The following is an 11872-nucleotide window of genomic DNA, read 5'->3' on the forward strand; positions in this document are numbered from 1 at the left end:
TGGACGACTCATGACGCGAGCCGCCATATCAGCGATGCCGGAAGCCCGGAGAAACACCATGACAGACCGATCCGCCCAACCTGCGGAAAAAGGTGCGATCGGGCGCCTGACCGGCGCGCTCGACAGCTTCATCGGACGCTGGCTGCCAGAGCCGCTGGTCATCGTGATCGCGCTGACCTTCCTCGTTTTCATCGCCGGTCTTCTGGCCGGAAACGGCCCGGTCGAGATGGTGGGCCATTTCGGCGACGGGTTCTGGGATCTTCTGACCTTCGCCATGCAGATGGCACTGGTTCTCGTGACCGGGTTTGTGGTCGCGTCGACACCGCTGTTCGAGCGGGCACTCGGGCGGCTGGCCCGCGTGGCGCAGACCCCCGGCCAGGCGATCCTGCTGGTGACGGCGGTCTCGCTGGCCGCGTGCTTCGTGAATTGGGGCTTCGGCCTGGTCATCGGAGCGCTGTTCGCGAAGCGACTTGCGCGCGAGGTTCCCGACACCGACTACCGGGTGCTGATCGCGTCCGGCTATTCCGGGTTTCTGGTGTGGCATGCTGGATTGTCGGGCTCGATCCCCCTGACCGCGGCGACGCCCGGCAACTTCCTCGAGGACGAGATCGGGCTTATCCCGACCTCCGAGACGATCTTTTCCTCGGCGAATCTGATCCTGCTGGCGATCATCGCCATCGGCTTGCCGTTCCTGAACCGCATGATGCTGAACCATGGCGGACGCACGGTCCGGTCCGGTGATCTGAGGATCGACGACGATCCCGAGGACCCGACCGCCCGGGCCGCCCCGCAGCCCCGCACGCCGGCGCAGCGGCTGGAGCAATCACGCTGGCTCGGCTGGACTGCCGGCCTGTTCGGGCTGTCCTTCGTCGTGATCCTGATCGTCCGGGGCGAGTTCGCGCTGACCCTTGATACGGTCAACTTCGTCTTCCTCTTCGCCGCGTTGGCGCTGCACGGATCGGCGCGGAACTTCCTGATCGCGCTGGACGAGGCCGTCAAAGGCGTGGGCGGCATCCTGATCCAGTTTCCGTTCTATGCGGGCATCATGGGGATGATGGTCGGATCGGGTCTGGCGGCGGGGTTGACGGACCTCTTCGTCGCGGGCGCGAACGCGACGATCCTTCCGCTGCTGGCCTTCCTGTCTGCAGGATTGGTCAATGTCCTGGTGCCGTCGGGCGGGGGTCAATGGGCCGTTCAGGGCCCGATCATCATGCCCGCGGCAGAGGCACTGGGCGCGGATCCGGCGCGGGTCGCGCTGGCGGTGGCATGGGGCGATGCGTGGACGAACATGATCCAGCCGTTCTGGGCGCTGCCGGCCCTGGCCGTCGCGGGGCTGTCGGCGCGCGACATCATGGGCTTTTGCGTCCTCGTCCTGCTGGCATCGGGCGTCGTGCTCGGCCTGGGGCTGACGTTCCTGCCATAGCGCTCAGGCGTTCGCGCCGAGATATCCTCGGATTGCGGCCCTCGCGCCATCGGACCGCACGCGGTCGAGATGAGCGGCGAACGACGTGGTGAAGGTCTCGGACTGGCGGAGGTCGTCGTAGATGTCCACCTGCGCGATCCAGGCGCGCGGGTCGTCCCGGGAAGCGAGGGCTGCGCGGTGGCGCTTCTCCCAGTGGGGATCATTCGGCTCGATCGTCGAGCCGTCCTCGCGGGTGCCTTCGCACATCCGGCACCAGAGCGCCTCGACCAGCGCAAGGCCACCCAACGGCGCGCCCACCGCGAGCGCGTCACGGATCGTGGGCAGCACGAAACCCGGATGCCGCGATGACCCGTCGAAGGCGACCCGGCGGACCGTGTCGTGGATCAGGGGGTTCGCGAACCGGCCCGAGATCGTAGAGATGTAATCCATCGGCGTCGTGCCCGGCACGGATTCGACATGGGGCGCGACCTCGGTCCGGAGCACATGGCGGAAGTATCCGCTGATCTCCGGGTCGGCCATGCAATCGGCGATGGTCGGCAGGCTCAGCACCTCACCCGGATTCGCAAGGATCTGATGCCCTGCATTCAGCAGACGCAGCTTCATATGCTCGTAGGGGGCGACATCGCTGGCGAAGGTCGCCCCCGCCGCATCCCAATCGGGACGCCCGGCGGCGAAGTCGTCCTCGATGACCCATTGCCGGAAACGCTCGTGCGTGACCGGGGCCCGATCCCAGATCCCCTTGTCGCGAACCATCTCGATTTCGCGCGGGCCGGTCGCGGGAACGATGCAATCGACCATGGAATTCGGAAAGGAGGCGGTGTCGTCGATCCAGCGGGCCAGATCGGGATCCTGTTCTTCGGCCAGCCCCACCAGGGTCAGTCGCAGCACGTCCCCGTTGCCCTGAAGGTTATCGCAGGACAGGCCGGTAAACGCTCCATGCCCCAGATCGCGGCGCAGACGGAGGGCTGCGACCATCGCGCCGAACACGGTCCGGGGTGGGCCGCCGGCTGCATCATGTCGGATATCGGGGTGATCAACGTCGAGTGTCCCTTCGGCGCTGCAATAGTATCCGCCTTCCGTCACCGTCATCGAGACGATGCGCGTCCGCGGGTCGGCCATGGCGGCGATCATCGGCGCATGGCCCTCGGCCACCGGCAGATAATGGACCATCGTGCCGGTGACCTCGACGCGGCTCTCGTCTGGATCGAGCTGCAGCAGCGTCGTCAGGCAGTCCTGCGCCAACAGCTTCTCGCGCATCACCGCGTCATAGGGGCGGGCGCCCGCGCCCAGGATGGCCCAGTCGGTTGCCCCCCCGTCCTGCATCAGGCGGTGGGTGTACCAAGCCATGTGCGCGCGGTGGAAGTTGCCGACGCCGATATGGACTATGCCGGGCGAGAGTTCCGGCAGGGCATAGGTCGGGCGCAGGATATCGACGGGCAGGGATGCGAGGGACGTGCGTGTCAATGCAAAGGGCGTACGGGCACGACCGTTGGTCCGTGCGGTCAGCTCATCCATTGGCCGCCATCCACGTTGTAGCATTGCGCGACGATGTAGTCCGCCTCGTCTGAGGCGAGAAAGACGGCCATCCCGGTCAGGTCGGACGCACGGCCCATCCGGCCGTAGGGGACGGACGCGCCGACCTGAGCCTTCTTCTCGCCGGGGGCGAGGCCTTCGAGGCGTGCGAACTGGGCATCGACGCCGTCCCAATGCGCGCCGTCGACGACACCCGGTGCGATCGCGTTCACGTTGATGCCGTGTTCGATGAGGTTCAGCCCGGCGGATTGCGTGAGCGAGATGACGGCCGCCTTGCTGGCGCAATAGACCGCGACGAGCGGCTCTCCCCGACGTCCGGCCTGGGACGCCATGTTGATGATCCGCCCCCGCCGCCCCGCGGCGATCATCCGCCGCGCCACGGCCTGCATCGTGAAGAGGACACCGGCCACGTTCACATCGAAGACGCGCGCGTAATCCGCCCGGTCGATGTCGACTAGCGGATCGGCGGTGAAGAGGGCGGCGTTGTTGATCAGGATTTCGATCCCGCCGAGATTCTCTTCGGCGGCGTCCGTGGCGGCGTCGATGCTGTCCTGGTCGGTCACGTCCATGACGATGGGGGATGCGCCGATTTCGTTGGCCGTGCCAATGACCGCATCCCGGTCGATATCGGCGATGCAGACCTGCGCCCCCTCGCGGATGTAGGCTTCGGCGAAGGCCCGTCCGATCCCGCGCGCCGCACCGGTGATCAGCGCCCCCTTGCCACGCAACCGGCCAGTCATGCGATCCGCAGCCCGGCCTGATCGAAGCGGTGAATTCGCTCGGCATTCGGCGTCAGGCCGACCCGGTCGCCATGGCGAAGCGGCACTTCGCCGTCCGCGCGGACCGTGATCGACTCTGTCAGGCCGGTGCCATGGACATGAAGGAAGGTGTCGGATCCCAGATGCTCGGAGAGACCTACCGTGCCGGACCATGGAGCGCCGTCCGGATCGCCCGGAACGATGTGCTCGGGACGGATCCCGATCGTATGCGCGCCGTGCTTTCGGGCCTCGTCGCCCTCGATCAGGTTCATCGTCGGCGAACCGATGAAGCCGGCCACGAAGAGGTTTCGGGGCTCCCGGTAGAGGTCGAGCGGAGAGCCGACCTGCTCGATCACGCCGGCACGCAAGACGACGATCTTGTCGGCCATCGTCATCGCCTCGACCTGATCGTGGGTCACGTAGATCATCGTGGTCGAAAGGGATTGGTGAAGCTCTCCGATCTCCATGCGCATTCCGTGGCGCAAGGCGGCGTCGAGGTTCGAGAGCGGCTCGTCGAACAGAAAGGCCGCCGGTTCGCGCACGATGGCGCGGCCGATGGCGACCCGCTGGCGCTGACCGCCCGACAGCTGACCCGGACGTCGGTCCAGATAGTCGGTCAGGTTGAGGACGCTCGCCGCGCGCTCGACCCGCCTTTGCTGCTCAGCCTGGTCCATGCCGGCCATGTGAAGCGGAAAGGCGATGTTCTTTCGGACCGACATATGCGGATAGAGCGCGTAGGACTGGAAGACCATGGCCAACCCCCGTTTGGCCGGGGGCACGTCGGTCACGTCGCGCCCGTCGATCTCGATATGGCCGGAACTCACATCCTCCAGGCCCGCGATCAGGCGGAGCAGGGTCGACTTCCCGCAGCCGGATGGGCCGACGAAGACCGCGAACTCTCCGTTCTCGATGGTCAGGTCCAGCGGTGGGATCACCTCGACATCCCCGAAGGACTTGGTGATCTGGTTCAGCTTGATGTGGCCCATCTGTCAGACCTCCGGCGCGGGTCCGGGCCCGCGAATGAGTTCGGGTTTGCGGGAAGGCAGACGGCTCATTTCACTGCTCCGAAGGTCAGGCCCCGGACGAGCTGCTTCTGAGAGAACCAGCCGAGGATCAGGATCGGCGCGATGGCCATGGTCGAGGCCGCCGAGAGCTTGGCGAAGAACAGACCCTCGGGGCTGGAATAGCTGGCGATGAAGGCGGTCAGCGGCGCGGCATCCACGGATGTCAGGTTGAGCGTCCAGAACGCCTCATTCCAGGCGAGGATGAAGTTGAGGAGGATGGTCGACGCGATGCCGGGGATCGCCATGGGCGTCAGGACGTAGAGGATCTCGGACCGCAGGTTGGCCCCGTCCATTCGCGCGGCCTCCAGGATCTCGCCCGGGATCTCCTTGAAGTAGGTATAGAGCATCCAGACGATGATCGGCAGGTTGATCAGCATCAGGATGACGACGAGCGCGGCCCGGTTATCCAACACGCCCAGTTCGATGCAGATCAGATAGATCGGATAGAGCACGCCCACCGCCGGCAGCATCTTGGTCGACAGCATCCACATCAGAATGTCGCGCGTGAACCGGCCCGGCACGAAGGCCATCGCCCATGCGGCCGGAATGGCGACCGCGATGCCGAGAAGGGTCGATCCTCCGGCGATGATGATGCTGTTCCAGAGGTAGCGCATGTAATCCGACCGCTCCTGCACGACGCCGTAGTTTTCGAGCGTCCAGTCGAAGGCGACCACACTGGGCGGAGAGGCGATCGCCTCGGCCTCGGTCTTGAACGAGGTGAGCACCGTCCAGAGGATCGGGAAGAACATCAGGAACGCGATGGTCCAGGCCAGCGCGGTCCAGGCGAAACGGGTGCGGGTGGAAACGGCTCTGGCCATGGTCAGGCGTCCAAATTTTTGCCGACGGCGCGCATCAGGAACAGCGCGATTATGTTGGCGAGGATGACGGCGATGATGCCCCCGGCGCTGCCGAGGCCGACATTCTGGCTTTCCAGCACGCGCTGGAACACGAGGTAGGTCAGCGTCCGCGTCCCGAACGATCCCTGCGTGGTCACGAAGATCTCGGCGAAGATCGCCAGAAGGAAAATCGTCTGGATCAGGATCACGATGGTGATCGCCCTGGCGAGATGCGGCAGGATGATATGCCAGAAGCGTTTGAGCGGCGGCGCGCCGTCCATCTCGGCGGCTTCGAGTTGTTCTCCGTCGAGCGACTGGATCGCGGTCAGCAGGATCAGCGTCGCGAAGGGCAGCCATTGCCATGAAACGATCAGGATGATCGAGAAGAGCGGCGTCTGCGTCAGGAAGTCATGGGGCGTGGCGCCCAAGAAACGCGAGACGTGGCTGAAGACCCCGTTCACCGGATCCATCATCATGTTCTTCCAGACCAGCGCGCTGACGGTCGGCATCACGAAGAAGGGCGAGATGATGAGGATCCGGACGATCCCCTGTCCGAAGATCGGCTTGTCCAGAAGCAGGGCCAGCAGGATGCCGAGCACGACCGTGATCGCAAGGATTGAGCCGACCATCACGAGGGTCGTCGTGACCGCGTCCCAGAAGGAGCTGGAGGATGTGAACCGGACATAGTTGTCAAACCCGATCCAAGGCTCAAACGTCGCACGCAGCGGGCGGTAATCGGCGAAGCTGAAATAGAGCGTCATCGTCAGCGGGACGAGCATCCATCCGAGCAGTAACGTGACGGCGGGCGCCATCATCAGGCGCGCTGCGGATTTCGATGCCTTCGTGGCCATGACGGGATCCCGACGGTGTGGACGGCTCTTCGGACGGGCGAGGGTCCTCGACGCCGCCCCCGCGATTTCGGGGGCGACCCTCGAGATGGGGATGGGGCAGGGAGCCTGCCCCAGCGGCCTAGCGGTAGCCGGCCGCCTCCATCTCTTCGTTCACCAGTTCCTGGGCGCGGGCCAAGGCCTCTTCCGGCGTTTGCTGGCCGGCAAGCATGTTCGAGAATTCCTGCCCGGCGGACGTTCCGATACCCTGCCATTCCGGGATCGCCACATACTGGATGCCGACATAGGGCACCTGGTCCACGGTCGGATTGCCCGGATCGGCAAGATTGATCGACTCCAGCGTCATTTCGGCGAACGGAACCTGCGCGTATTCCGGATTCTTATAGAGTGACGTGCGCGATCCGGGCGGTACGTTCGACCACCCCTCGGTGGAGGCGACGAGCTCCAGATAGTCCTTGGACGTCGCCCAAGCGATGAATTGCTTGGCCGCATCCGTCGCGTCCGAGCCGGACGGAACCGCCAGAGCCCATGCCCAGAGCCAGTTCGCCCGCTTGCCGCGCCCGGTATCGGGGGCCAGGGCAAAGCCCACGCTGTCGGCAACCTCGCTGTCGTTGGGGTTCGTCACGAAGGAGGCGGCGACCGTGGCGTCGATCCACATGCCACACTTGCCTTGCTGGAACAGGGCGAGGTTCTCGTTGAACCCGTTCGTCGCCGCACCGGGAGGGCCGGCATCCGCCATCAGGTCGTTGTAGAAGGTCACGGCCTCAAGCCATTCCGGGCTGTCGAGCTGTGCGTTCCACTCCTCGTCGAACCAGCGCGCGCCGAAGCTGTTGGCGACGGTCGTTATGAACGCCATGTTCTCGCCCCAGCCGGCTTTGCCCCGCAGGCAGATGCCGTATTGCTCGGCATCCTTGTCGGTCAGGGTCCGGGCGAATTCGGCGATCTGCTCCCATGTGGGTTCGCGCGGCATCTCAAGCCCGGCTTCGTCGAAGAGGTCGGTCCGATACATGACCATCGACGACTCGCCGTAGAACGGAGCCGCGTAGAGCGTCCCCTCGTAGGACAGACCGGCGCGCATCGCCGGGATGATGTCGTCGGCGTCGTAGTCCTCGCCCAGATCGTCGAGCGGAACGAGCCAGCCTTGCGCCGCCCAGATCGGCGTCTCGTACATCCCGATGGTGAGCACGTCGAACTGCCCGCCGTTGGTCGCGATGTCCTGGGTGACGCGCTGGCGCAGGATGTTCTCTTCCAGCGTCACCCACTCCAGGGTGATGTCGGGGTGCTTTTCGTTGAAGTCGTCGGTCAGCCCCTGCATCCGGATCATGTCGCCGTTGTTCACGGTGGCGATCGTCACGGTCGTTGCGTGGGCGTCGGCGAAGGCGGTTCCGGCCGTGCAGACGGCAAGAGCCGTCGTCACGAGGGACGCGGTCTTTTGGCGCATCTCATCCTCCCTGATGCATTATTCAGCAAACATGCGGCGAATGACGACGCAACGTCAACAAAAAAGTTACGCGCGTAAAGTTATGCCGAGGCGCGCAGGACCAGTCGGGCCGGGATCAAGATCTCCTCCCGTGTCGAAGGGGTTTCTCCGGCCTCGATCGCGGACAGCAACGTTTCGACGCTTTCGCTCGCGACCGCCTCGTAGTCATGCGCCGCCGTCGTGAGGGCGGGGCAGGTGAAGCGCGCGAAGGGGTGGTCGTCCATTGATGCGACCCGCAGCGCACAACCTTCGCCGCGGCCCACTCGCAGCCCATTGGCATACGCGGCGGACAGAAGGCCGATGGCCAGCCGGTCGTTGCTGCACAGGACGGTGTTGGCGGGCAAGCCCGGCCCAGAAAAGATGGCGTCCGCGCCGTCCCGCCCGATCCGCTCGAAGTCCCAACCCGTCCCTTCGATGGCTACGATCATCGGATCGAAACCATGGCGCTCCATCGCCGCGACATAGGCGAGGCGGCGCTTTCCGGCATTCGGGTTGGCTGGCGTCCGCATCTCGAAGAGGCAGGGCGCGGATCCCGTTTCACATAGATAGTCAACGGTTTGGTCCACGAAGCTCTTGTTGTCCGATCCGATGAATGCGGTTCCCACCACGTCCAGGGCACTGTCGAAAAGGACGGTCGGCACCTCTGCGGCGAACGCTTCGATTGCGGCGACGTCGGAGATCCGACCGAGGGGAGCGATCAGGACCCCGGCAGGCTTCAGGGACAGGAGCGTCTGGAGGTTCTCCCGCTCCTGCGCGGTCTCGCCGTTGGAACTCAGAAGGATGGGGCGGAAGCCCGCTGCGATGCAGAGCCTCTCTATGGTCCGCGCGATCTCGGAGAAGAACGGATCCGCAAGAAGTGGAACGACGACGCCGACGTTCTTCGTCAGCCGCCGGTTCTGGTTCATGGCGTAGATATTCGGCCTGTAATCCAGTTCTTCCAGCGCCGCCTCGATGCGTTGGCGTGTCGAGGCGCGGACGCTTGCGGGATCCTGGAAATACTTGGAGACGGTCGGCCGGGACAGTCCGCTGCGGGTGGCGAATTCCTCCATCGTGCGAACGCGACGCGGTCTCATGGTTCCATCTCCTTTACGCGCGAAAACTATTCCGCGGGGTAGACCATCTGTCAAATCCGTCTCGTCCCGCCTCCCTATCGTCGTCTGATCGCCGGGACGGGTCAGTCTCTCGACTGCGGAAAAAAAAATTCTCTGCGGCGTGTCGATCCGCCGTCCGGTCGCTCGTCTTACTGGTGAAGGCAATGATGCCTTCGGTGAAAGACGAGGGAAATACCATGACCATCCTGACCATTGCCGGATCCGGCGCCGCCTTTCTGGCAGCCATCGCCGCGGCACCTCTGGCCCTGCCGAATGCCGTCCATGTGGAGCGGGCCGCGATCATCGAGGCCCGTCCGGAGACACTCTATCGCCTGATTGCATCAAATGCGGGATATCAGACATTCAATCCGTATCGGACCGCGGATCCCGCCCTCGAGATCTCGCTCTTCGGTCCGGACTTCGGGATCGGCTCGGGATTTGCGTTCGATGGGAAGGATGGCAAGGGAACGCAAGTCGTGGCCCTGATCGAAGAGAACCGGTCTGTGACCATGGAGATCGACCTCGGCGCGATGGGGAAACCGACACAAACCTTCCGGCTGGACCCAGTAGGGACGGGCACCCGAGTGACCTGGGGCATGGACATGGAATTCGGCCTGAACCCGATCGGCCGCGTCATGGGGCTGTTCATGGATCGCATGGTCGGCGGAACCTACGAGACGGGTCTCGCCAACCTCGCCGATGTCGCGCAATCTGCGGCCAGACCGGACGCCTGAGGAGACGAGTGAGATGCGGTACACCCTATTTCTCTACAACGACGAGTCCGCCTTTTCGGACATGGGCGAAACCGAGATGGGCGAGGCGCTGGCGGCGTACGGCGCCTACATCACCCAGCTTCGGGATGCCGGCGTCTTCGTCGACACGGATTACCTTGCCCCGTCGAGCTCGGCCACCGTCCTCTCGCTGGCGGATGGCGTTCGGCAGATCCAAGACGGACCTTACGCGGATACGCGCGAACAGCTTGGCGGCTACTTCGTAATCGATGTGCCCGACCTGGATACTGCGCTCGACTGGGCGGAGAAATGCCCGTCGGCCCAGTACGGCAAGATCGAAGTGCGGCCTTCCGCCATGCCCCCGGAGGAAAGCGACCGGCACGGGAAGGGTGGCTGACGGATCCGCAGACGGCGCGCGCGCTGCCCTCGACCGGGTGGCGCGCGAGGATCGAGGGCGCCTCGTCGCCGCGTTGGCCAGCCGGACCGGCGACATCGCCGGAGCCGAGGACGCACTGGCCGAAGCGTTCGCGCGCGCCATGCCGGCATGGAGTGCCAAGGGGATCCCGCGTTCCCCGTCTAGCTGGCTTCTGACCGTGGCCCGAAATGTGCAGCGGGACCGGTGGAAGAGCGCGGCCTACCGGCTCGAGACGACGGATGACGCTACGGCAGTCGAGATGGAGGCCGACGACATGACGGCACACGATATCCCCGACGACCGGATGAAGCTCTTGTTCGTTTGCGCCCATCCCGCCATTGCGGAGAATGTCCGGACGGCCCTCATGCTTCAGGTCGTGCTGGGGGTCGAGCCCGCGCGAATGGCACATGCCTTCGCCATATCGGCGCAGGCCTTGTCGCAGAGGCTCGTCCGGGCCAAGCGGAAGATCCTCGAAGCGCGGATCCCTTTTTCGGTCCCCGGGGCGGATGATCTGGAAGGCCGTCTCCGCAGCGTTCTCGAAGCGATCTACGGAGCTTATGCGCTGACGTTCCAGATGACGTCGGAGGACATGACGGAGGATCTGTCCGTCGAGGCCCTGTGGCTGGCCGATGTCGCGGTAAACATGTGGCCGGACGAGCCGGAGGTCCTCGGGCTCGCGGCCCTTCTCAACCTGTCGTCGGCACGCCGGACCGAAAGCGCCGGGCCGGTCTTCGTCCCGCTCGCGGATCAGGACCCGGCAGCGTGGGACGCAGCGCGGACCGCCCGGGGACTGACATTGCTCCGGCGCGCCGGCCAACTGCGCAGGATCGGTCCTTTCCAGCTCGAGGCGGCGATACAGGCGGTCCACGCAGCCCGGGTCGAGACCGGGCGGACGGACTGGGCTGCGATCGTGACGCTTTACCAGGGGCTCTTGCGGGTAGCGCCAACCCTTGGCGCGCGGATCGCCCACGCCGCCGCGGTGGCCGAACGTGACGGTCCGGATGCGGGGCTCGGACTTCTCGACGGCATCGACGGCGCCGACGGAATGCAAGCCTATTGGGCTACCCGTGCGCATCTCTTGTCCGCGTTGGGGCGACCTGAGGCGCGGCAGGCGTACCGTCACGCGGCCGAAAAAGCCGCGACCGCCCCGCTGAAACAGTGGCTGCTGGAGCGGGCGTCAAGTCCGTTGAGTGGCCAGGTGAGGTCGACCTAGAGGAGGGCCATCCGTCGCCCGGTTAGGTGGCCGCCAGCGTCATCTTTCGGGTTCCGACTGCTGGCGCCTATAGTCTCGGCACAGATCGCGGACCCGTGCCATTTCCGCGTCGTGTCGGAGTAGGGCTCGTCCGATGGCGTGATCAGCATGCCCGGCCCGTCACGCACGAATACATTGCCCGAGCTTCCTCAGTTCAGACCGATCGAATTCATCTCCTGGCCCCCCGCGAGGATTGCCGTCCGGAGATCGGATGCGTCGGTCCCTCTGCTGCGATCCATTCCGGGAAGGGCCGCCCCGCCCGCTAGGCCCACCCCCTACCGACGCCCGTCCTCGCCGTGGGCGGCGCGGACAGCTTCGGAACGATGATTGTTGCGGAGATGCGGAATGTCGCGGCGGACTTGGTTGAGAATGTTGTCCAAGGCGCAGATCCATTGCTGTCCGTGCTTGGCATTGCGGAAGGTCGGTAGCCGTTCCTCATGC

At 65.2% G+C, this 11872-nt stretch carries 11 protein-coding genes; 4 read left to right on the forward strand and 7 right to left on the reverse strand.

Translation table 11 applies throughout. The features are described 5' to 3' along the window. Nucleotides 1-58 precede the first annotated feature (58 nt). Nucleotides 59-1423 (forward strand): short-chain fatty acid transporter, encoded by a 1365-nt coding sequence (locus tag jaqu_RS12400; protein ID WP_043919309.1) that lies wholly within the window; start codon nt 59-61, stop codon nt 1421-1423. A gap of 3 nt (nt 1424-1426) precedes the next feature. Here jaqu_RS12400 and jaqu_RS12405 read toward each other — a convergent pair whose 3' ends face one another. The 7 genes from jaqu_RS12405 to jaqu_RS12435 all read right to left on the reverse strand — a co-directional run bounded on the left by jaqu_RS12405 (nt 1427) and on the right by jaqu_RS12435 (nt 9015). After that, nucleotides 1427-2938 carry a mannitol dehydrogenase family protein gene (locus jaqu_RS12405; protein WP_043919310.1) on the reverse strand — a complete coding sequence of 504 codons (1512 nt, stop codon included), beginning with the start codon at nt 2936-2938 and terminating at the stop codon, nt 1427-1429. Then, a complete protein-coding gene (locus jaqu_RS12410; RefSeq protein WP_043919311.1) occupies nt 2926-3696 on the reverse strand; it encodes an L-iditol 2-dehydrogenase in 771 nt (256 codons plus the stop codon). Before jaqu_RS12410 ends, jaqu_RS12405 begins: the two co-directional genes overlap by 13 nt. Then, a complete protein-coding gene (locus jaqu_RS12415; RefSeq protein WP_043919312.1) occupies nt 3693-4700 on the reverse strand; it encodes an ABC transporter ATP-binding protein in 1008 nt (335 codons plus the stop codon). The genes jaqu_RS12410 and jaqu_RS12415 overlap by 4 nt, the downstream gene beginning before the upstream one ends. 65 nt (nt 4701-4765) lie before the next feature. Then, a complete protein-coding gene (locus jaqu_RS12420) occupies nt 4766-5596 on the reverse strand; it encodes a carbohydrate ABC transporter permease (RefSeq protein ID WP_043919313.1) in 831 nt (276 codons plus the stop codon). Between the two features lie 2 nt (nt 5597-5598). Next, nucleotides 5599-6465 carry a carbohydrate ABC transporter permease gene (locus tag jaqu_RS12425; RefSeq protein ID WP_043919314.1) on the reverse strand — a complete coding sequence of 289 codons (867 nt, stop codon included), beginning with the start codon at nt 6463-6465 and terminating at the stop codon, nt 5599-5601. Between the two features lie 118 nt (nt 6466-6583). Next, nucleotides 6584-7903, reverse strand: coding sequence for an ABC transporter substrate-binding protein (locus jaqu_RS12430; RefSeq protein WP_043919315.1), 1320 nt, complete (start codon nt 7901-7903; stop codon nt 6584-6586). An 80-nt stretch (nt 7904-7983) separates the two neighbouring features. Beyond that, the gene (locus tag jaqu_RS12435; protein ID WP_043919316.1) at nt 7984-9015 is read right to left on the reverse strand and encodes a LacI family DNA-binding transcriptional regulator; all 1032 of its coding nucleotides are present in this window, start codon (nt 9013-9015) and stop codon (nt 7984-7986) included. A 215-nt stretch (nt 9016-9230) separates the two neighbouring features. Between jaqu_RS12435 and jaqu_RS12440 the strand changes: the two genes are divergently transcribed. From jaqu_RS12440 to jaqu_RS12450, 3 genes are read left to right on the forward strand one after another with little or no spacing between them, the layout of a single operon-like run. Further along, on the forward strand, nt 9231-9767 hold the full coding sequence (locus jaqu_RS12440) for an SRPBCC family protein (protein WP_043919321.1): 537 nt from the start codon (nt 9231-9233) through the stop codon (nt 9765-9767). Nucleotides 9768-9780: 13 nt separating this feature from the next. After that, nucleotides 9781-10161 (forward strand): YciI family protein, encoded by a 381-nt coding sequence (locus tag jaqu_RS12445; RefSeq protein ID WP_043919317.1) that lies wholly within the window; start codon nt 9781-9783, stop codon nt 10159-10161. Then, nucleotides 10154-11392 carry an RNA polymerase sigma factor gene (locus tag jaqu_RS12450; protein ID WP_169746093.1) on the forward strand — a complete coding sequence of 413 codons (1239 nt, stop codon included), beginning with the start codon at nt 10154-10156 and terminating at the stop codon, nt 11390-11392. Before jaqu_RS12445 ends, jaqu_RS12450 begins: the two co-directional genes overlap by 8 nt. The last annotated feature ends 480 nt before the right edge of the window (nt 11393-11872 follow it).

The organism is Jannaschia aquimarina (genome assembly GCF_000877395.1).
Classification (GTDB): domain Bacteria; phylum Pseudomonadota; class Alphaproteobacteria; order Rhodobacterales; family Rhodobacteraceae; genus Jannaschia; species Jannaschia aquimarina.